General features: G+C 39.2%; 18 protein-coding genes and 1 pseudogene. 11 read left to right on the forward strand and 8 right to left on the reverse strand.

The genetic code is table 11. From position 1 onward, the window contains the following. Positions 1 to 711: 711 nt before the first annotated feature. From ABJL82_RS05230 to ABJL82_RS05250, 5 genes are all read right to left on the reverse strand, one after another. Complete coding sequence (locus tag ABJL82_RS05230) at positions 712 to 1,209, reverse strand: hypothetical protein (RefSeq protein ID WP_347273667.1); 498 nt, start codon at positions 1,207 to 1,209, stop codon at positions 712 to 714. Continuing rightward, positions 1,190 to 1,438, reverse strand: coding sequence for a UPF0175 family protein (locus tag ABJL82_RS05235; RefSeq protein WP_347273668.1), 249 nt, complete (start codon positions 1,436 to 1,438; stop codon positions 1,190 to 1,192). The genes ABJL82_RS05230 and ABJL82_RS05235 overlap by 20 nt, the downstream gene beginning before the upstream one ends. Before the next feature lie 1,098 nt (positions 1,439 to 2,536). Then, entirely contained in the window at positions 2,537 to 4,567 is a 2,031-nt protein-coding gene (locus ABJL82_RS05240) for a methyl-accepting chemotaxis protein (RefSeq protein ID WP_347273669.1), read from the reverse strand. A 527-nt stretch (positions 4,568 to 5,094) separates the two neighbouring features. Further along, a complete protein-coding gene (locus ABJL82_RS05245) occupies positions 5,095 to 5,901 on the reverse strand; it encodes an SAM-dependent chlorinase/fluorinase (RefSeq protein ID WP_347273670.1) in 807 nt (268 codons plus the stop codon). Positions 5,902 to 6,040: 139 nt separating this feature from the next. After that, positions 6,041 to 6,220, reverse strand: a complete 180-nt coding sequence (locus tag ABJL82_RS05250) for a hypothetical protein (RefSeq protein ID WP_347273671.1) — start codon at positions 6,218 to 6,220, stop codon at positions 6,041 to 6,043. Positions 6,221 to 6,553: 333 nt separating this feature from the next. On the opposite strand from ABJL82_RS05250, the gene ABJL82_RS05255 reads away from it, so the two are divergent. Then, entirely contained in the window at positions 6,554 to 8,761 is a 2,208-nt protein-coding gene (locus tag ABJL82_RS05255; RefSeq protein ID WP_347273672.1) for an ATP-dependent RecD-like DNA helicase, read from the forward strand. Between the two features lie 157 nt (positions 8,762 to 8,918). On the opposite strand, the gene ABJL82_RS05260 is transcribed toward ABJL82_RS05255, so the two are convergent. Next, on the reverse strand, positions 8,919 to 10,859 hold the full coding sequence (locus ABJL82_RS05260; protein ID WP_347273673.1) for a tetratricopeptide repeat protein: 1,941 nt from the start codon (positions 10,857 to 10,859) through the stop codon (positions 8,919 to 8,921). A gap of 35 nt (positions 10,860 to 10,894) precedes the next feature. Between ABJL82_RS05260 and ABJL82_RS05265 the strand changes: the two genes are divergently transcribed. The 9 genes and pseudogenes from ABJL82_RS05265 to ABJL82_RS05305 all read left to right on the forward strand — a co-directional run bounded on the left by ABJL82_RS05265 (position 10,895) and on the right by ABJL82_RS05305 (position 19,331). Continuing rightward, positions 10,895 to 11,125: a hypothetical protein gene (locus ABJL82_RS05265; RefSeq protein WP_347273674.1), complete on the forward strand. Its 231-nt coding sequence runs from the start codon at positions 10,895 to 10,897 to the stop codon at positions 11,123 to 11,125. A 98-nt stretch (positions 11,126 to 11,223) separates the two neighbouring features. Next, the gene (locus ABJL82_RS05270) at positions 11,224 to 11,469 is read left to right on the forward strand and encodes a hypothetical protein (RefSeq protein ID WP_347273675.1); all 246 of its coding nucleotides are present in this window, start codon (positions 11,224 to 11,226) and stop codon (positions 11,467 to 11,469) included. A gap of 376 nt (positions 11,470 to 11,845) precedes the next feature. Continuing rightward, positions 11,846 to 12,031, forward strand: a pseudogene (locus ABJL82_RS05275) (GIY-YIG nuclease family protein); the annotation flags it as partial. Positions 12,032 to 12,290: 259 nt separating this feature from the next. Next, entirely contained in the window at positions 12,291 to 13,901 is a 1,611-nt protein-coding gene (locus ABJL82_RS05280; protein WP_347273676.1) for a lipopolysaccharide kinase InaA family protein, read from the forward strand. A 12-nt stretch (positions 13,902 to 13,913) separates the two neighbouring features. Next, complete coding sequence (locus ABJL82_RS05285; protein ID WP_347273677.1) at positions 13,914 to 14,906, forward strand: glycosyltransferase family 4 protein; 993 nt, start codon at positions 13,914 to 13,916, stop codon at positions 14,904 to 14,906. Positions 14,907 to 14,977: 71 nt separating this feature from the next. Continuing rightward, entirely contained in the window at positions 14,978 to 16,066 is a 1,089-nt protein-coding gene (locus tag ABJL82_RS05290) for a glycosyltransferase (protein WP_347273678.1), read from the forward strand. Between the two features lie 53 nt (positions 16,067 to 16,119). After that, positions 16,120 to 17,007, forward strand: coding sequence for a glycosyltransferase (locus ABJL82_RS05295; RefSeq protein ID WP_347273679.1), 888 nt, complete (start codon positions 16,120 to 16,122; stop codon positions 17,005 to 17,007). Then, complete coding sequence (locus ABJL82_RS05300) at positions 17,004 to 17,960, forward strand: glycosyltransferase family 2 protein (protein ID WP_347273680.1); 957 nt, start codon at positions 17,004 to 17,006, stop codon at positions 17,958 to 17,960. The genes ABJL82_RS05295 and ABJL82_RS05300 overlap by 4 nt, the downstream gene beginning before the upstream one ends. A gap of 36 nt (positions 17,961 to 17,996) precedes the next feature. Then, positions 17,997 to 19,331, forward strand: a complete 1,335-nt coding sequence (locus ABJL82_RS05305) for an O-antigen ligase family protein (protein WP_347273681.1) — start codon at positions 17,997 to 17,999, stop codon at positions 19,329 to 19,331. Positions 19,332 to 19,463: 132 nt separating this feature from the next. Here ABJL82_RS05305 and ABJL82_RS05310 read toward each other — a convergent pair whose 3' ends face one another. Next, positions 19,464 to 19,694, reverse strand: coding sequence for a DUF4926 domain-containing protein (locus ABJL82_RS05310; protein ID WP_347273682.1), 231 nt, complete (start codon positions 19,692 to 19,694; stop codon positions 19,464 to 19,466). 9 nt (positions 19,695 to 19,703) lie between these two features. Next, positions 19,704 to 20,036, reverse strand: a complete 333-nt coding sequence (locus ABJL82_RS05315) for a DUF6883 domain-containing protein (protein ID WP_347273683.1) — start codon at positions 20,034 to 20,036, stop codon at positions 19,704 to 19,706. Between the two features lie 732 nt (positions 20,037 to 20,768). Between ABJL82_RS05315 and typA the strand changes: the two genes are divergently transcribed. Further along, positions 20,769 to 22,619, forward strand: a complete 1,851-nt coding sequence (gene typA, locus ABJL82_RS05320) for a translational GTPase TypA (protein WP_347273684.1) — start codon at positions 20,769 to 20,771, stop codon at positions 22,617 to 22,619. Positions 22,620 to 22,630 lie beyond the last annotated feature (11 nt).

Here is a 22,630-nt window from a genome sequence, read left to right on the forward strand (position 1 = left end):
ATTAATGATATTTAAATTATGAGTAGGGTGGATTAAGGTGGTAATTTTTACACTGCATCCATCAATAATATTTCCAGGGAAAGGTGGATTCGCTATCGCTTAATCCACCCTACTGTCTAACTTCGACTATACTCAAGAGACTCATGATTTGTGATTTACCCTGAGAGAAAGAAAGCCCAGTCCGTGAGGGCAAGGACTCTTCTAGATTCTCTAACGGAGTTTATAGACAATGCCGTACAAGCTAAACACGGACAAACAGAGTTTGTCCGTGCCACCCTACTAACTATCTAACGGATTTTACCTCCACATTCTTTTGACAAAGACAGGTTTTAAACTGAAAAAAACCGGGTTTTGAGCATTTGAAAATTGAAAATAGGAATTTACTTCGGATTTCGTATTTAGCATTTCGGATTTCAGCATTATGCAGTCGGCGGTCGTCAAATTCCGGGGACACCATACTTAATTTTTGAGATTCTTATTTTTCTTTTGACAACTCTTTTGGTCAGATTTCTGTCTATGGAGTATTCGTCCAATGATATTTTCAAACCATTGCAAAGGAAGCTCGTGCTTCCTCTTATCAGAAGCAAACCTGCCTGTCGGCAAAAGCAATTATCTGCCTGACCGCATACAGACGTTCCAAAGCAAGATGCTTCACCTTGTTCAGCACAATGCTTTGGAACGAGTTAAAGCATAAGGTAAATCGCCTTAAAGTTATGCTTCAAGTAAATTTGTTGCCTGTTTTATAATACTTGGATGTATCCGGAATTCCCTTACCTTAAGTTTGTTTAACAACCCTATTGCTTCTTCTTTTGTGAGAAATTTTTTTGTCACACTACTGAGTATGACTCCTATTGTACCCACGGCGGTAAATCCCTCTAATTTCGCAGCAATACGTACCTTCTTCTCATTTGAAAGAAATACTTTTGCCTTCAACCTCTCCGCCACTTCTTTTACATGAGACTCTCCAATGTGGATACCGTATCTTTTCGCAATTTTTATCGCCTTTCTTTCATCTGCGTTATGTACTTTTAGAATTCCTTTATTGATTGCTTCTTTAATCGCGACAACTTCGTTATTCTGATCATGTACTACCTCGGACTCAACATATCGCGGTATGTTCACGTACCCGAACAATTCTTTGAGTAATTTTAGCTCATCTAGCTTTGCAAGATGAATGATGACGTCTGAATCACTCACCACCGGATGCATACGCAATGTCTTCTTTCAACTCTTCTATCCCATAATTTATATACGCGTTGTGCTTTTTGAGTATTTCCAATACGCCTTTTCTATCAACGCCTAATATATCAGCAACCTGTCGTAAAGTCACTCTTCCATCCCTGTAAAGTCCCACAGCTATCAACTCCAGCAGTGATTTTTCTACTGGTTTTTCCAAGACATCAACAAATTCGTCAGGAAATTTTAGTTTTGCTTCCATCTTTTACTCCTTTGTGAAATAATTTGAATATTCTTCGAATATATTCAGTTGTTTTTTCTGACGTAAACTTTTATGTTTGTCCGTTAAAAGCAGGCATGTTTGCTTTTTTGCGTTTCTTAATAATGTTCTATTGTTGTGTATAAGACAAGCAACTTTTTGAATTACCAGGTACAACTCAAGTAAATTTCCCTCCGGATGCAGAATAAAACAGCGGTCGTCCCACCTAAGCCATTCCCAGTTGCATACCAAATCCAGCCTTTTTTTAATAAATGTATTAAACACCGCCTGAAAGCAGGGATTAAAAGGGTCACACCTTGAGTAGTGATTTATTTTTCTAATCGTTTATTCATTTCATATTCTTTAGACATTTTTGATTTCCAATCAAAGTGTTACTCCATTTGTGGTGGGTGCATTCCCGATTTTTTGTAAAAAAGCTTATTATTTATGCACGATGGATCACTCGTCAGAAGACAGAAGACAGAAGACAGAAGACAGAAGACAGAAGACAGAAGTCAGAAATCCGCGAAAAACTCTGATCTCTGATCTCTGATCTCTGACTTCGATATTCTCTTTTCATCCTACTAAAATGACGGGTTACAAAAAAACGGGAATGCTCCCATTTGTGGTTGCATTTAAATTATGAGTAGGGTGGATTAAGGTGGTAATTTTTACACAGCATCCAGCAATAATATTTCCAGGGAAAGGTGGATTCGCTATCGCTTAATCCACCCTACTGTCTAACTTCGACTATACTCAAGAGACTCATGATTTGTGATTTACCCCGTGAGAAAGAAAGCCCAGTCCGTGAGGGCAAGGACTCTTCTAAATTCTCTAACGGGGTTTATAGACAATGCCGTACAAGCTAAACACGGACAAACAGAGTTTGTCCGTGCCACCCTACTAACTATCTAAAGGATTTTACCTCCACATTCTTTTGACAAAGACAGGTTTTAAACTGAAAAAAAACCGGGTTTTGAACATTTGAAATTTGGAATTTGCTTAGGATTTCGTATTTAGCATTTCAGATTTCACCATTATGCAGTCGGCAAATTGCAGATTGCAGATTGCAGATTGCCGATTGCCGACTGAGGGCTCAGGCTAAGGGCATTCCCCTTCGCTTGCATTGACTTCTAGGGATATTGTTTTTACAAGGGCATTAAGTTCCTGGGCTTGCGCCGTCAATTCTTCTCCTGCCGAAGCAGCTTCTTCTGCGGTTGCGGCATTTTTTTGCACTACCTGATCCATCTGCAGAATGGCCTTGCTTATTTGCTGAATGCCATTGCTTTGTTCTTCCGAAGCGGAAGCAATCTCATTTACCAGATCAGTTACCATTTTAACCTGCGTAACAGAATTTGAGAATACCTCTTTTACCTTTGACTCGGCGCTGGAAAAAACATCTTTCGTCTTGTTTACGAGTTCCATTCCCTTTTCGGCTTTCTTTACACTATCGGCGATTAACATGGTGATGTCCTTTGCTGCGACTGAACTTCTTTGGGCTAGATTCCTTACCTCTTCTGCAACAACGGCAAATCCGCGACCATGTTCCCCTGCGCGCGCTGCCTCAACTGCGGCATTCAAAGCCAGTAAATTTGTCTGGAAGGCGATTCCTTCTATAAGTTTAATGATGTCAGCAATCTTTCCGCTGCTTTCTGAGATATCATTCATTGCTTCTGCCATTTCCCTGACCGAGCGGTTTCCGTGTTCAACCGTTTCTGCGACAGATATATTGCCGTTTTCTACAGTAATATTGCATGCCAATGCGAGTTTTGATGCCTCCGCCGCATTATCCGCGTTTTGTTTTGTCATAGAGGATATCTCCTCCATGGTCGATGAGGTTTCTTCTATTGACGCCGCCTGTTCCGACGTCGATTCCGAAAGGCTTTGGCTTGATGCGGATATTTGTTCTGACGCTGACACAACATGAATGGCATTGCTTGAAAGGTTATTAATTATTTCTTTAAGTATTTTTATAAGGGGTCGCACTATGTTGCGCCAACTTAGAATGATAATCAGGCAGACAATGCCGGTTGCCACTCCCTGAATCCATAATAAGCGCATAGCCCGTTTATCTGAATTTGCCTGGTATAAGCCAACCGCATCATTCATGGTTTTTACAAGGACATTAACGGTATCAAAAACGTTTCTGTACGACGCTATATATTCAGCGGAATTTACTTCCGCTTCAAAAAGTTTTTTAGTGCTGTTTTTGGTAGTTTCCCATAATTGTTTAATTTCGTTTAATTTGTTCCGTATCGCATGGTCTGTAGTTGGTGAAACAGAGGTAAATTTTGTCATTTCCATGTCCAAAGGAGCCTTTCCTCCTTTGACAAGAGAATCCAGGGTTGCCTCAAATACTGCGCCTGTTTTAAGAAATGAATGCGTGCCTGATTTTGTATCATCTGATTGGTTTAAAAAAGCCTCTATTCCCTTGTTTGCCTGGCCAATGGGAATGTTCACGACAAGGATGCCCATAGTATCTTGCAGTTTAAAGTCGTTCTTTGGGCTTTCTGAATGATTATTGTGGCAGTTAACGCACACCTGTGCGGTTGCGACATCGGGGGTAGCATATCTCAGGACATAGTACCCTTTATGTTCTAAAAAACGATACAATACCTGCCCCTTGTTATTATAGAAATAGTCAAAAGCCTCCTTTTCAAAATCCGTCTTGAGCCCCTTTTCTTTGTTTATATTCCATTTGCTTAAAAGATCATAGCTGTATGTGCCTTTTTGATTAATGACGTCTGACACTTCTTTAACAAATGTTGCGGGAAGGGGAATACCGCCAATGATATTAGCATAATGTTGATTGGGGTGAACCTCCGGCGTCTCTTTAATAAGCTTGCCAACAACATTTTTTGTGTAATGGGTCCGGTCTGCCACAATCTGAAGTGTGGTAATTTCTGCCGCTTTTATTGTGCTGTAACGAAGTTGTAAAGGGATCAGTTCGGAATTAATTTCGCTGGAATATTTCTGAAGCAGCATACGCTGCCGTCCGGCAAGGTTTACAACATTTACACTATCGCGTTGGCTTTTTATCGTCCAGAATACAAAAAAAGTACCGGTCAATATGGTTACGAGAAGTGTTATAAAAATAAACGAAAACTTCTTTCCGATAGGCAATTTATCCATTTATTACGGTGCTCCTTTAAGTATAAAATGAAACATCCATGAGCCATTGCTCACAAAGGGAAATGAATTGTTAAATCGTTTCAACCAGACCCATCCAACTTCACAATATTTTCACAAATAGTCAAAGATAAAACAATACGTATATAGTTCGTATATAATACGTATCAAAAATAAGTAGTTATCGATTGATATTTTTCCTCTTTTACTCGAAAAAAGGAGGTAGGTGTAACACTTTAGTCTTTTGAAATTGGAAATTGTCATTTGTAGTGCGACGAGGTTCGTCGCACTACATGGTAGAGACAGGTTTCAAACCTGTCTCTACTTAGATATTTCAAGTGAGGAACGAGCAGCAACCGTTTATACCAAAGGAGTTTAGGAGTTGTAGGGTTAAGGAGTTAACAACTTCCCAACTCTCAAACTCCTAAACTCTTAAACTCTATGCTCCCCCCTACACTTTACGGCAAGCAGCACTATTATTGGAATTCTTCAAAAACTAAAGTGTTATAGATAGGTGGGTTTCTTTTTGTTCAAGCATCGAGGTAAACCTTATGGCCTTGTTTTGCCATGAAATGTTTTCCGGCATTTCCCTGATTTACTGATATTTCTAAAAACCCCGCACTTCCTATAAGCATAAGCGGCATGCCGGTTTTTACATCGGCATAGGTATTACTTAAGCCCTTTATTTTCTCCTTGCCTACCGTTAAAGTTAAATTATTTGCGGTTGTTTCTGAATTAGCTATGTGTTTTTCAGTGATGTTGGTAATGAGGTTGCCAAAATGGTCAATAGAGAGAATGGTTCCGTTAATCCTTCTGTTTTCTTTTGCAAATGCGGGATTTGGCATGTCGATCTGGCGGAACTGATTGATTTTTCTGCCTAACTGATCGGGTAAGATGCCACGTGACAGATGTGCCGCTACCGGTGCGAAGATGTCTCGTCCATGAAAGGTATTGCTTTGCCCCGGCAGGAAAAATTTGGTATTTGTCACGCGGGTGATGGTTTTCGTTTTTTCTTTTTGAAGGATAAAACTCAATAAACCATTATCCGGGGCAAGGAACAGGTGTCCTTTGCATTCTGCACAGAGTATGTTCCTTTCACTGCCAACGCCGGGGTCAATAACGGCAATGTGGATAGTTCCTTTTGGGAAATAATGGTAAGAGGTGTATAGGAGATATGCCCCTCGAAAAACGTCTTGTGGCGGAATCATATGGCACAGATCGATAATGTTGGCATGCGGATTAATCCCGGCAATCACTCCCTTCATAATGCCGGTATAAGCATCATGAATTCCGAAGTCCGTCAGAAGTGTTATTATCCGTGACCGTTGATTTGCCATGTGGCGTCTGCCGGGTAATTTTAAAAATGGTTTCTCCGCATACCAGGGGGAAAACGCCCTTCTCATTACATGCTTTTGTTAAAGCAGTGATTATCGTTTTCGTCCGTAAATTTTTCTGCGGTTTTTCCCGGGTAATCAGTTATTGTTTCTGTTTTTCAGCATTGACAGGGATTTCTTCTTTAAAAAAGAAGGGACAATACTTCCAGCAATTTATGTCAACAATGCGATATTGTCCACAACACTCCGGGCAAAGCCAGTCTCCCAGTCCAATACAGAGACGTTCGCCAATATGCTGGCTGCATTTATTACAAGGTATCATTGTTTAAACGCTTTAAAAATAGTGAAGGATAATACAAGGCTAATATCTAAAATGTTACAAAATATTACAAAAAACATGCTAAAATCAAACTATCTGAAATACAAGGACTTTTTTAATGAACACTTTCATTACTATCATATCATGTTGTAGGGAAATAGTACGTAATATTTTGTAACACTTTAGTTTTTTAAAAAATTCCAATAATCGCAGTGTAGGGGCGAAGCATTTGCTGTAAATTGTCATAAATGCGTTCAAACCCAAATGTAGCAAGTGCTTCGCCCCTACTTTTTCAAAAAACTAAAGTGTTAAAATGTTTTTGTAGAGTAACAGAATATGACCATAGAATCTGTCATTCAGGGGCAATTAGAAAGAATTACCTATCGCAACGAAGATACGGGATACACTATCGCTAAAATCAAGGTGAATAATTATAAGGATGTTATTACCTTTACCGGCAACCTGGCGTCGGTTACTGAAGGCGAAACAGTAAATCTTCGGGGGCATTGGTATTGTCATCCGAAATATGGAGAACAATTTCAAGTGAGTTCTTACGAACCGGTGACCCCCGCAACTGCAAAGGGTATTGAAAAATACCTTGGTTCAGGGCTTATTAAGGGCATTGGGACGGTAATGGCAAAAAGAATCGTGTCCCGCTTTGGAGTGGCCTCACTTGATATTATTGAACATTCAATAGAACAGCTAAAACAGGTGGAAGGCATTGGTGAAAAGCGCATTGCGATGATCAAAACCGCATGGACGGAACAAAAAGAAGTAAAGGATGTAATGCTTTTTCTTCAAAGCAACGGAGTAAGTTCTGCATACGCGTCAAAGATATTTAAACAGTACGGCAGGGAGTCTGTCCGTATTGTAAAAGAGAACCCATACCGGCTGGCAATGGAAGTATTTGGTATCGGGTTTATTACCGCAGATAAAATTGCTGAAAATATGGGCATTGCGAAGGACTCAATATTGCGTGCTGAAGCGGGTATTTTGTATGTTCTGAAAAAATTATTAAACGAAGGCCATGTGTACTATCCCTATGAGTTATTAACGGAAGAATGCAGGAAGGTGCTTGAGGTAGAACGCGACCTCATCATTCGTGCATTTGGAACCATTGCATTTGAGAAGAGTATAGTAATTGAAGACTGTAATGAAAATGATGAGATAACGGCCAATAACAAGGCGGTATATCTTGCAAAATGTTATGTATCGGAAAAGGGAATAGCGGAAATGCTCAATGGCCTGATGCAAAAGGGAAAGCGGACGTATCTGATGGGTATGGATACCTCCGTTGATTGGGTTCAGAAAGAGTTTGGTATTCACCTTGCTGAAAAACAACTCCTGGCGGTAAGAGGTGCGATAGATAAAAAGGTATTTGTCATTACAGGAGGACCTGGCACGGGTAAGACCACAATTATAAAAACAATTATCAGAATGTATGAGAAATCAGGGTTTCGTGTAATATTAGCTGCGCCAACTGGCAGGGCGGCGAAGAGGATGTTTGAGATGACGGGACATGAGGCTAAAACGCTCCATAGACTATTGGAGATAAATCCTCAGGAAGGGGGGTTCAGGAAAAATGAGAGAAATCCACTGGACGCAAATGTAATTATCGTGGATGAAGTATCAATGGTGGATACGATACTTATGTACCATTTTCTGAAGGCTGTACGGAAGGATGCAACCCTGATCTTCGTCGGTGATGTAAATCAGCTTCCCTCGATAGGGGCGGGAAATGTGTTAAAGGATATCATAACGTCTGGTGTTGTACCTTCCGTTCATCTCAATGAGATCTTTCGTCAGGCGAAAGAAAGTGTTGTGGTGATGAATGCTCATCGGATAAACAGCGGTTATATGCCGGTGCTTACTTTTGAAAAAGACAGACTTCAGGATTTTTATTTTATTCAGCTTGAAGACCCTGAAAAAATAATAAACGAAATCGTTTCGTTATGTAAAGAACGGATTCCCGGCAGATTTCAGTTTGATGCTATTAAGGACATCCAGGTGTTAACGGCAATGAATAAGGGGGTTTTGGGGGTACATAATTTAAATAACACCCTTCAAAATGCCCTCAATAAATCTCCTGTTGAATTAATAAAAGGCACAAGACAATTTAAAAAACATGATAAGGTTATGCAAATAGTAAATAACTATGAAAAAGATGTATATAACGGTGATATAGGGTTCATTGATGATATAGATGATGAATATCAGGAAATTACCGTAAATTATGACGGAGGGGAGGTTGTATATGATTACAAAGAACTCGATGAAATAGTGCTGGCGTATGCGGTATCGATTCATAAATCCCAGGGGAGTGAGTACCCTGTTGTTATACTGCCTGTTCATATGCAGCATTATATGCTCTTGCAAAGAAATCTTTTGTATACAGGAATAACCAGGGGAAGGAAATTGGTGGTGTTAATAGGTACAAAAAAGGCATTGGCAATCGCAGTAAAAAATAACAAACCATGTAAAAGATATACGTATTTAAAAAGAAGGCTGGTAGAGGTATTTAATGCAGAACAGGGGACAGTATAAAATAATGCCGTTGTCCTTTTGGTAACTTCTCAATCTACAATCTACAGTCTACAGTCTACAGTCGGCAGTCTGCAATTTGCCGACTGTAGATTGCCGACTGCCGACTTCTGACTTCTGACTGCCTATAGCACAGTCTCAACTTATTGCGAAGTTTCGCTTAGTTTGCCTGTTCCAGTTGTTGTATAAGTTTGTTTATGCCGGTAGCCTGGTCTTGTTGCGGATCGAGTTTTATGCTTTCTTTGAGATGAAATAATGCCGCATGTTTGTCTTTTTTGTGTTTCAGCAGCAGAGCGCCCAGATTCATATGGGCGTTTGCGTAATCGGGTTTGATCTTTACGGCGGTTTGAAATGCATGAATGGCATTGTCAAATTGCTGTCTGTCGTTATAGAGGATGCCAAGTCCGTTATGTGCCTTTGCGTGATACGGTTCCATAGAAATTGCAGTCAGGAATTCACGTTCCGCCAGATCCATAGCGCCCTTTCTGTAATAGGCGATGCCAAGATTACTGTGTGCGTCAGGGTAATAATGATTTATTGAGATTGCTTTGATAAATTCACTGATTGCTTCGTCTAATATTCTTTCTTTGGTGTATATTACCCCTAAATTATTATGTGCCTGTGTGTGTTGTGGATATATTTCAATACTTTTTTTGTAACAGGCAATTGCATCTTCATAAAGACGCATTTTGTCATAATAAATGCCAAGGTTATTAAAAAGGTCGGCGTCGTTCGGGTCTATTTTTAATGCCTTTTTGTATTCTTCAAAAGCGGCGCTGTTAAAGTCCATTTTTTCATAGGCATTTCCCAGATTAATGTGACTTCTCGCACTGTTCGGTGAAACAGTAAGTGTTTTTGACCATAAGTGAAAACCATCCCTCCAATCCGTGTTTCTCCGAAGCGTTAAATATGCGCTTCCTGACAAAAGAAAAAAGAGCGCCGGAAGCAGCGTCAGCGAAATAGGGGAAGTTGTAGCGAATGTAAAAGGTTTTCTGACGGTGTTCCGTTCATGATAAGAAGATAAAAAGGTGGTGCTCTTAGTCAACAAAATCCCAAATGCCATGCAAATACCGGCACAAGGAACATACAAATACCTTTCTGCCATAATATTGCCCAATGGGATAATATTCATTACGGGGGACAAGGTAATGAAAAACCACACAATGCAAAAGAAAATATAGTTATTTCTTTTTTTAGTACGAAATGCAAGTATTCCCGTTGCCGTTAAAAGCAGGGCGGATATCCAGAAAGATATTTTTGCAATGGATGTTGAAACAGGAATCACATAATCCACATTTAAAGGGAAGGGAAGGAAGAGTAATTTTATATAATATGCCAATACGTGGGTCATGGTAAGAAAGCTGGTGAAAGGATTCTTTAATGGCGATTGTATTTCTGATTCCAAAGGATTGTGGAGAAAGTAAAAGCGGATTGAGAGATAGAAAAGAGAAATCAGCAGGTAGCCGCTATAATAGCGATAAAATCCTGATTTTAGATAAGAGAGGCGTAATGATATGGATGGGTTTATTGGTTGCATGCTCCCGTTGTTTTGACGTGCTGCCAACAGGGTATCTTTTCGTAAGAACGGTGGGAAAACAAGGTCGTGTAAAATAATTAATACCGGTAAAGTAATCGCCATTTCTTTGGAGAAAAGTCCAAAAAAGTAACAGAGTAAAGATAATGGGTAATGAATGAAATATTTGTCTTTGCGGGATTTTAAAAAAAAGAAAAAGCCTGATATCATAAATAGAAACGCAAACAGATCCTCCCGAAACCCGATTGCGTTTACGGATTCAGATAAGAGGGGATATGAAGAAAACAGTAATGCCGACACAAAGGCAGTTATCCGTTTTTTCAGCAATTGGAAACAAAAGAGAAAGAAGAATACACAGTTTGCCGAATGGATTAAAACATTGGTAAGGTGGTAGCCGGCTGGGTTGGATTTCCAGAAGGTAAAATCAATAAAATAAGAGAGGGTGACTACCGGACGATACGTTAATTCTGCGGAAAGAGAAAAATATTTGCCGGTAAAAATATCCGGAAAGTTATGCCAGTGCCGAATGAAATAATTATCGACTATCGTTGATTGATCATCATACACAAAGGAATTGTGCAGACAATTCAAATAAACGACAAATGAGTAAAACAAAAGCGCCAGTGAGCAATATATGCAAAAATATTTTTTCAAATGAGAGTGTGCCTGTTCCAATGGTTATTGAGAATAATTTTTTCCGCTTATCCTTGTATGGTAAAACGACGTGGGAGTGGGATGGTGTTCGCCCTTTTCTTTGTGGCGATATTAAAGCAAAAACAGTGAAAATGCAAAATGAAAAATACAAATTGCAGAGAGAAAAGGCAGATACATAACAGTGCGATTCTTCAGCGGCTTTCATCATATTAATTGTTAGGCGGTAAAATAATAACAAGTGTTGCGTCAAGATGATAAATGTGATAATTTTCGATTTATGAATACAATCGATTTGAGGAAAAAGAAACATTCAATTGATGAATTATTGACCATGGCAAGATCTGAACCATTAATTATTTGCGATAAAGATGGGAAAAATTATGTCCTGGAGGAAACTGATGAGTTTGAGAAAGAGGTAAAAGAACTCGGTAGTAGTGAGAAGTTCATGGCATTTCTCGATGAAAGATCGAAGGAAAAAGAAACTATACCTATCTCATCTATAATGAAAAAGCTAGGAATATAAACCGTCTAACAAGTTGCTCACCATCTCTAATTCTCCAGAAGCGATGAAAATGGTTTTATAGTCATATCATGTTGTAGTATCTGTACCTAAGCTATTTTTTGTAGTCTCATTTTCGAGTCTGAAACGTCTGGCATTTCTGTTTCTGTACCGGTTCAAATGTATAGGGCTATCCAAAAGGTATCAGCTTATAATTGCAAGGGTCTCAGCTTGTCATTGCGAGGGTCTTTTCCGAAGCAATCTTTTTTATAATGCCAGATTCAATCAAGGTAATTGTAATGGATAAATTATACTCCGTTTACATAATGACGAATAAAATGATACAGTACTCTACACAGGGGTTACGAATAATCTTAAAAGAAGAGTATATGAGCATAGAGAGAAGAGGGCCGAGGGATTTACAAAAAAGTATAATGTTACAAAATTAGTATACTACGAGATATTTCGTGATGTAAGAAACGCCATATCCCGGGAGAAGCAAATTAAGGGTGGCTCAAGGGCTAAAAAAATAGAATTAATTAATGGAATGAATGCAGGATGGAAGGATCTCTATGACGGTTTATGAGATTGCTTCGGAAAAGACCCTCGCAATGACAAGCTGGTACCCTCGCAATGACAAAATAAGTCATCAGTCATCATGTTGCGTTAGTAACACCTGTAAACGATGAAAATGGTTTTATATCCATATCATCTTGTAGTATCTGTACTTAAGCTATTTTTTGTAGTCTTATTTTTGTGCCGGAAACCGTACAGTTTTATTGATTAACAGCGTAAAGCGGCTGGAAATAAATTTACATGCCTGAATGTGCGTTATGAAATGAGATATGAGTAATTATGTTAATAATGGTATTAAATGGCTGGTGAACGGTGGATTAACCGATGCGTTAAGAGAAATATTTAATACGATTCATCGGGATGATCAATATGAAATGGTACGTAATGGACATTTCAGGAGGGTTTTGAAATATACGAATAGTCATGAATCGTATTATATAAAACACTATAAGGCAAAGGGCAGTATCGACAGGTTTAAATCGTTGTTTGCTCAGTCAAAGGCTAAAAGGGAGTGGAATCAGGGTTTTTTACTGCTGAAAAACGGTTTTCATACCGCAGAGCCAGTAGCTATGGGAGAAACACGTAGTTGCGGAATACTCCGGGATTGTTACATAATTTCAAAAACAATTCCAAACAGCATTTCAGTAAAAGCCCTTTCACTTGAGTTAATAAAGACTCCGGCGGGCGTCATACAAAAAAAAGAATTGTTGCTAAACCTTATGCTCTTTGTAAAAAAGATGCATGACGCCGGGATTTTACATGGAGAACTTCACGCTGAGAATATATTGGTTGACGTCAATGATTTTGCGCTGTTTTATTTAATAGATATTGGCCGTGCCAGGTTCGTAAAGAAAGCGACGTTGCCTGCCAGAAAGAAGGAATTGTCCCGATTATTGTATTCCATTGAAGATGTATGCACAAATGACGAGATTATTGAATTGGCGCGTTGTTCCGGAACGTTTGATCCTCAAGAAATATTAGGGAGCGTAGGTGCTACGAAATACCGTATATGGCGCAGCAGGGCGGGAAAATGTTTAAAGAAAAATAATGTATTTACCATCATAAAAAAGGGCGGTTACAGAATAAACATGAGAGCGGAATGGGACGCAGATACACTGCTTGCCCTCATTGAAAAGCATAATGATTCGTTGCGTGATAGGCGTGAGAATGTTATTAAAAATTCTCATAAAACAGGGATTACCCTTATTTTCTGTCCTGATGAAAAAATCAATGGTGTGTGCGTAAAAGAATTCCGCTATCCAGCTTTGCTAAAAAGAGGCATTTATTCCCTCATTCATTCCCCTGCGCGAAAGGCATGGCTTGCCGCTCATGGGCTTTTAGCGCTAAAACTTCTGACTCCTCAACCGATTGCGCTTTGCGAAATCCGGAAGTATGGCATTCTGGAGAAAAGCCTTCTTTTGACGGAAAATGCATCAGGGAATTTACCGTGTAATCAATATGTAACGGAAAAATTAAATAGGGCGCATGGCAAACCGGTTTTAAGAAAAAAAAGAAGGTTTGTTTCAAGTCTGGCGGAGTCTTTTAGGAAATTGCACGATTTGGGGGTATATCACGCCGATCTGAAGGCAAATAATATCCTGGTGAATGAATTGCCTGACGCCTGGAATTTTTATTACCTTGACCTCGACAGGGTTTACTTTAACAGAAGAATTACGCGTGATGAACGCATCAGAAATTTGTCTCAAATAAATGCATCGATGCCGGATTGTTTGACATACACGGACAGATTACGGTTTTACAGGGCGTATATGAAGAGAAAGAAGATTAACAATGTTGATAAGGAAATCATGCGGGGAATTATTAAGGCCAGCATAGCAAGAAAACACGTATGGCAGCCGCAGGCAAGGGTCTTAAAGTAGCTATCATAAGTTATGGAAACAAAAAGGGTCTATTTTTTAATACAGGAATGGGAACACCCTGCGAGCAGATACAGGGTGTTGCAATATCTTCCCTACTTAAATGAAGCACATATAGCATATACAGTATCACTTTTCCCCGGTTCGTTCTGGCAATGGATGAAATTGTTTTCTCAAATGAACGGTTATGATGTATTGTATGTCCAGAAAAAGAGGCTGTGGCATTGGCAACTTTGGTATCTGAAGAGAAAGCGCATCAAAATAATATATGATTTTGACGATGCGGTGATGTACAAAAGCCCGGTAGATGGACGCCGAAGATCGTTTAAAAGACAGCGGACATTTGCCAGAATGGTGCGGTTTGCCGATTCTGTAATTGCAGGCAATTCGTATCTGAAATCAAAGGCATTGCCTTACAATAATAACGTAACTATTATCCCTACTGCAATAGATACGAGCAAGTATTCGGTCAGGAATTATGATACCAGGAAGGAAAAGATCACAATCGGATGGATAGGGAGCAAGTCATCGCTTCCATTCATACAGGAATTGACGCCTGCTTTTGATCAGTTGGCAGAACAAAATAAATCGCTGGAACTGAAGATTATTTGCAACGAATTTATTGATTGCAAAACAATGCCTGTACACAAAAAGATATGGGCAATTGAAGACGAAAATGCTGATTTACAAGGCATTGATATAGGTTTGGCGCCTTTGCCGAATCATGAATGGACAAGGGGCAAGTGCGCTACAAAGCTGCTTCAATATTTCGCAGTAGGCGTTCCCGTAGTATGTTCACCGGTGGGAGTTCACAGTGAGATTGTTGAGGAAGGCGTGAACGGCATGTTTGCTTCAAGTGTTGATGAGTGGGCAGAGAAGATAAAATGCCTGGCCGATGATGCGGCGCTGAGAAAACGTATGGGGCTGGCAGGGAGAAAGACATTAGATACCGGATATTCATTACAGGCGAACGCACCGAAATTTATAAATGTTATCAGGGGTGTGTAAAGTAGATGGTAAGAAAAGTTTCACGGCGAAAATCTCTTCTAAAATGGCTATAACTAAGGACACCACTCATTATGAAAATTCTTTACGAATATTCTGATCACAAGTGGACGGGGCCTTCGCAGCCTATCGTTGAGTTGTGTAATTATATGAGCAAAAAGGCCGACGTTATGTTGTTGACGAGTGTGCCTAAAATTCCGGACACAGGCTTGATTTCTCATGTGGAATCCGGCAGGATAAAAACGGTACAAACCCTTGCTAAGCGCGGTGGGATTGGCGCAATGATGAGAAACAGGCGTGTGGCAAAGCAGGTTGTTCAACAATTTGATCCTGACATCATTCATTTCTTTCGTGATAGAGACCTTGCTGTGCACCTGGGGAATTCGCATAAGGCGGTAAAAATATTTACCGATTTCAAGGTTACTCCTCCCGGCTTTTTGAAAAAAACAATTTGCAAAAGGGCGGATGTTTTCACGGTATTTAGCCTTAAATTAAGAGAGATGCTGCAAAACGATTTCAGGAAGGTCGTTTGTTTAAACCCGTGGCTGGATATTCATCAAATACCGAAAGAACCAAAAAATATCAGGCCGGAATTTGGTTTAAAGGATGATGATTTTGTGGTTGGCCTTGTCATGAGAGTGCAGCATCACAGAAAATTTGAACTGGTTGTTGAAGTCGCTAAAATAATAAAGGAATCCGGTAAAAATATTAAGTTTTTACTGCTGGGAAGGGGCCCTAATCTGAATAAACTGGCGGTAACGCCGGTTAAGAAACATAAATTAGAGGATAGTGTGATTTTCGGCGGGTACAAGAGGTTGGATTATTGGGACGCAGTACATTGCTTTGACGTAATGTTTTATACGGTTGCCGGTTCTGATGGAACAGCGAGGGCTTTAAGGCAATGTCAGGCGTTGGGGAAGCCTATTATCTGTCTAAGGAGAGATTTTGTTGAGGAAATCGTCCATGACGGTATTGATGGGTTTGTGACGGGAGATGATCCAAAGGAAATTGCAGAAAGATTATTTGCCTTATATTCTCAAAAAGATATGCTTTTTGAATTTTCAAAACAATCGGTTGTGCAGGGGCGTAAATATGATCTTGAAAATGTTGGCGGCGAAATATACGCATTATATGAAGAATGTATAATGAGAGCCAGGCCATAAATAGTAAGAAGGATAGTTTTCTATGCGTTACAAAAAAGGTGTAATCTGTGCTTATGGCAAATAAAAAACCACTGGTTTCTATTGTTATGCCTACCTATAACTGTGCAGCTTATTTGCCGGAATCAATTGAATCCATTCTTGCACAAACATACGATACATATGAAGTTGTTGTGATTGATGATGGTTCTGCGGATAACACGAAGCTGGTATTGGAGCCTTATATGGAAAAGATAAGGTATATTGATTTAGGGCGCAATGAAGGGCTTCCAACGGCAAGAAATCTGGGTATTCAGTCGGCGAAGGGGGAGTATGTCGCATTCCTTGATGCCGATGATATCTGGATGCCGGAGAAACTGGAGATGTCAATTGACCAATTCATGAAAAATCCTGATGCTGGTATGGTATATTCAAAACATATAAATATAGACTCAAAAAGCCAGTTTATGGAAGGAAAGATCATGAGAAGATTACCATCTGGCAATATCTTCACTCAATTATTCTTTGAACAAAATTTTATAATATGTTCTTCCGTTGTGGTTCGTAAAGAGGTGTTTAATAAAACGGCTTTATTTGATTCTGAATTAGTAAACTGCCAGGATTGGGACATGTGGCTGAGAATTGCATTCTATTACAAAGCGATTGGCATAGACGTTCCGCTGGTGAAATACCGGCATAGTTCCAAATCTCTCAGTAAAAACCGCGATAATGTCCTGAAATACCAGAAAGTGATAATTGATAAGATATATACTATGTTTAAAGATAGTGAGAACGGCATTAGCGAAAAAATGTATAAAAAACGTTTAGCAGCACATTATGCTAAAATCGGCAGACATTATATGCGAATGGGCGATAAAATTGCGGCAAGGGAAAATTTTCGTCTTTCGTTGAAAATGGATCCGGTTAATATCAGAACTTTGAGATACTACTTGTTTCATTCATGAATGACCTGTGTATTATTATTGTCAACTGGAACACAAAAGACCTGTTGTTGAAATGCATTGCATCCGTTTATGAATCGGATACAGATTGTATTATCAAAATTTGTGTCGTGGATAACGGATCTAAAGATGACAGTGTTGTGGCGGTGCGTAGCAGGTATCCCGGAGTGCATATTATAGAGAACAGTGAAAACAAGGGGTTTGCCGCCGCGGTGAATCAGGCAATAACGGCTATTTCCTCCAAATATTACGTATTGCTTAATACAGATGCGATTTTAGAAAAAAATACGTTGCGGATATTGTATGCTTTTATGGAATCCCATAATGATGCGGGAATTGCCGGTGTTCAACTGTTAAAACCAAACGGTATGAAACAAAACAGTTTTGATAATTATCCCACCCTGGCATCTGAGTTATTGAATAAAAGTCTCTTGCGATGGTTGTTTCCTGATAAATACCTTAGTAAGAAACGTGTTATCACGCAGCCCATCGAAATAGAATCGGTTATAGGGGCATGTATTATGGTAAGGAATGAGGCGATAAAAAAAACCGGTAAATTGGATGAAGGGTTTTTTTTCTTTCTTGAAGAGACTGACTGGTGCTATCGCATGAAAAATGCTGGGTGGAGGGTGTGGCATATCCCCGACGCCAGGGTGATTCATCTGGGGGGAGAGAGCAAGAGAAAAGCGCCGTGGCAATCGCAAATTGAATATTGCCGGTCGTTGTATCTTTTTTTTAAAAAGAATTATTCCCGAGATGTTTACGTTACCTTCAGAATATTGTATGTGATGAAGATTTTATTCAATTTAATCATCAATAGCGCTGGGAACGGCATTGTTATGTTTCTTAGCAGGAAGTTGAGATACCGGTTGACAATATATTGCAGGCTTTTTCAATGGCATGTACTGTTATGTCCTGATTGGATGGGATTACGGTCGGCAAAACCAAGTAAATAAGAATTATTTAGGAACAGGCGGGCAAAACTACCATTGATGAATACGAAAAATAGTAAATACATAAGTCAGGTATCAGAGTACGCATTTATTGCGTATTTTTTTATTTTAACATTTTTTCCTTACGGCGCTGATGTCATTAAAGTGATGTGTTTGATGACAATGGTCGGATGCCTGGCGTATCAGATGGTTCTTGAGAAACGGATTATCTTTGAGAAAACAGCGCTTAACATACCCATTCTGGTATTTTTTATTTATCTAATAATAGCGTCAATTTTTTCAAAAAATACAAAATATTGTTTCGAAACACTATTGCATGACTATGTCCCATACTTCATCATCTTTTTTTGTATGGTCAATACAATACACAGTATTGAGCAAGTGAAACGCATAATAAAGGCAATGCTTATTACCTGTGGGTTGGTATGTGCATATGGTTTGTATGGGTATTATGCTGGAATTGCCGTAAGAGATGAGAGGTTAATTGCTACATTTAAGTATCACTCAAGGATTGCAAAATATATTTCATTGTTCCTGCCGATTGCTATTTGCCTGTTTTTTTATTACAGAAGCATATTTGTTAGGTTTTGGCTTGGATGTCTTGTCTTTGTAAGCGGATATGCAATAGTTCTGACAATGAGCAGGGCAAGCTGGTTCGCAAATATGGTTGCTGTGATTTATATAGCGTTCATGTTGAAAAAAAGGTATTTGCTCATTGCGATAATTGTGCTGAGTCCTTTATTATTGGTGCTTTTGCCATCAAAATATTCCATGCACGCCAAAACCATCACGCAATATGATAAATTCTTTTCGTCGAACAAGATTCTTGGAGAAAGGTTGATGTGCTGGAAGGCGTCGATTGCGATTATTCTTGATCATCCGTTGATGGGGATCGGGCCAGGAAAAAGAAACTTCAGGGATATATATGAAACATACAGAAAGGAGATTAGGGAAAAAGAAAAGAAATCTCTTGGGGATACTTCTGCGAAGACTGTTAAGAAGAAAAAGAGTGTGAAGCCGAAAAAAGTGCAAAAAGTTGAAGGTCTTTCGCATGCGCATAATATTATACTGCATATGTGGGTGGAAACGGGGATATTTGGGTTGGCGATCTTCCTATGGATGTTTACAATAATATTTTATAGAACAATAAAAGCGATAAAATCAATTGCAGAAAATAGATTCGAAAAAATGCTGCTTGTAGGTGTTTCGGCCGGTCTTGTTTCGCTAATTTCGCACGGATTAACTGATATTTTCTGGAAAACCCCTGAATCCTTATTTCTTTGGCAGGTTATCGGGGTGTTGTTTCTTATTATTCAATTAGAGGGAAACAGAAAAAGAAAGGATATTTTAAGCAGTCATTCAGGGAATAGCTAATGCTATGCTTGCCAATTAAGAACGCATTTTCCGAACCGAAAAATGAGGAAGACAATTTGACTTAAATCCTCATGATGGTTTATTTTCATTGACAGAAGAAATATTGTCTACATCAGCAAAATCCTTTTTTAATCAGGAGACAGCAAGTTCTCGAACATGGGTGATGTCCCTTTTACTAACTGCTCGTATTTGAGATGAAAGCAAAGTTGTAACAGCAACTGTTCCACCGTCAAGTGTCATAAATTCAACTTCAAATGCTTCACCCTGACGATGAATATGAACAACCGTACCGACGTCACCAGCCTGTAAACCATCCTCCGGTAAGTCTTTCAACAAAACAATTCGATCATGCTCTTTTATCATGATTTTCTCCTATTTTGGGTGTGCAGTAATCAATCTTGGTGTTGTAGACTGTTTTTCTATTATCCAAACAGTCCTTACATATGGATTGCGGCTATCTGGTGTTTCTAACCATCCATCTACACTATAACGTGTGCCATATTCAGATTCAACGACTTTTGTCACATTATAGGTTGCCCCGTGTTTGCGCAAAGATTCTGCTAATATTTTACAGTTTTCCAGCGTGAAACCAAATTGAGAGAAAAAGATTGCTTTATTGCTCCCATCCGGATGTGATGTACACAACAAGTATTCCGTAATTTTCTTACGATCCACTTGTGCCTGATTTGCATTAGGCAAATTCATTAGTTTTCTTACGTGAAAGTAATTTTACGTGGTATAGCTTTATGTCTCTTCAGTAAAATCTATGGGTAAAAAGAAAAAGAGTGTGCATCTGTTGTCCAACCTGATTAAATGAATGAAACACCAATCCCATTCATTACCAATGATGAGCAACAAATGTAAGTAAAAACTATATTGAATAAATGTAATAAATTCAAGTTCTTTGTGTATTCGAATATTCGATATAAGGATGAATACGAAGGGCAGGTTATTGAAATCGACATCTTTTTCAAAAAATACAAAATATTGTTTCGAAACACTATTGCATGACTATGTCCCATACTTCATCATCTTTTTTTGCATGGTCAATACAATATATATATTTTCTGGAAAACCCCTGAATCCTTATTTCTTTGGCAGGTTATCGGGGTGTTGTTTCTTATTATTCAATTAGAGGGAAACAGAAAAAGAAAGGATATTTTAAGCAGTCATTCAGGGAATAGCTAATGCTATGCTTGCCAATTAAGAACGCATTTCCCGAACCGAAAAATGAGGAAGACTATGTGACTTAAATCCTCATGATGGTTTATTTTCATTGACAGAAAAAATATTGTCTGTAATAATCTATCGAGAATAGTATTATTTAATACAAAGTTAATCTTGTTATATGCCGCTTCGTTATTCGTTGCGGCTTTTTTATTTTGAGTTCGTAGTGGAAACACAATAACGTCTCCATAGAAAAATCTGAGGAAAAGAATGGCAAAAACTGTAAGAGATAATGTTCGTAATGTAGCAATTATTGCCCATGTTGATCACGGCAAAACGACTCTGGTTGATCAATTGCTTAAGCAGAGCGGCACGTTTAGGGTGAACCAGCAGATTCAGCATAGTGAAAGAATCATGGATTCAAATGACCTTGAGCGTGAGCGTGGTATAACCATACTGGCAAAAAATACTGCTATTAATTATGAAGGAGTGAAAATAAATATAATAGATACGCCAGGACATGCCGATTTTGGCGGAGAAGTGGAGCGGGTGCTCAAAATGGCGGATGGTGTGTTGCTGCTGGTTGATGCGGCGGAGGGGGTCATGCCTCAGACGAGGTTTGTACTGCGAAAAGCCCTTGGTTATAATTTGAATCCTCTTGTTGTCATTAACAAGATTGACCGTCCTGACGCCCGTTGTCAGGATGTAATCAATGAAGTGTTTGATCTCTTTGTGGACCTTGACGCCAACGACGAACAATTGGATTTTAAAATTGTATATGCAAGCGGACGAAACGGCTATGCCAAATTATCGCTTGATGACGAAAGCAGCGATATCAGACCACTCCTTGATGCAATTATACAATTTGTTCCAAAACCGTGTTATGACACTGAATTCCCATTGCAAATGCAGATAGCATCGCTTGATTATAATGACTATGTCGGCAGGATTGGAATTGGCAGGATTTTTTCCGGCACAATTACCACCGGTCAGCAAGTTGTCAGAATTGATAAGACAGGAAAACAATCCTTGCATAAGATTACTGAGGTGTTTGCGTTTGTGGGATTATCAAGGGAAAAAACGCAGTCGGCAATGGCAGGGGACATTATAGCGTTAACGGGAATTGAGAATATTGACATTAGCGACACGATTACTTCTGTTGAAAATCCACAAGCAATGCCGTTGATACATATTGATGAACCAACCCTTTCCATGGTATTTTCCGTTAATAATTCTCCGTTTTGTGGTAAGGATGGAAAATTTGTTACCAGTAGAAATTTGAGGGAGAGATTGTTTCGGGAATTACGTTCAAACGTTGCCCTTAAGGTGGACGAAACAGCTTCGCCCGATGCTTTTTGCATTTCAGGAAGGGGATTATTACACCTCTCAATATTAATCGAAAACATGCGCAGGGAAGGATATGAATTACAGGTGTCAAAACCGAAAGTAATTTATAAGGAAATATACGGAAAGAGAATGGAACCTATGGAGTATGTAGTTATAGATGTGCCAAAAGAAATGGAGGGGCAGGCGATTTCTCTTCTGGGGGCAAGAAAAGGTGAAATTGTCAGCATGAAAACGGAAAAACAATATACACATTTTGAATTTAAGGCGCCCTCGCGTGGATTAATTGGTTTGAGAAACCGTTTATTGAGTTCTACGCGCGGAGAGGCGGTTATGCATCATAATTTTTATGATTACGAACCTTACAAAGGAGATATAGTGCACAGGACGCAGGGCGTATTGGTTTCTATGGCTGCTGGTGAGGCCACGGCATACGCTTTGGAAGGTTTACAGGACCGCGGAATAATGTTTGTTAAACCTGGTGAAGAAGTGTATGAAGGGATGATAGTTGGTGAGCATTGTGAACAGAATGATATTGTGGTTAACGTGATAAGGGAGAAGAAGGCTACGAATATCCGACAGGCTACCGGAGAGAAAGGCGTTAAGTTGTCTCCGCACAGAGAATTTTCACTAGAGATGGCACTTGAATATATTGAAGACGATGAGCTGGTTGAAATTACTCCTAAAACATTTCGGTTAAGAAAAAAAATTCTTACGGAGAATGAAAGGAGAACCACACGCAGGCAACAGAACCCTGAAAAGGTAGCAATTCCATAACGATACGAAGA

It is taken from the genome of Candidatus Kuenenia sp. (genome assembly GCF_039794105.1).
Lineage (GTDB): Bacteria > Planctomycetota > Brocadiia > Brocadiales > Brocadiaceae > Kuenenia.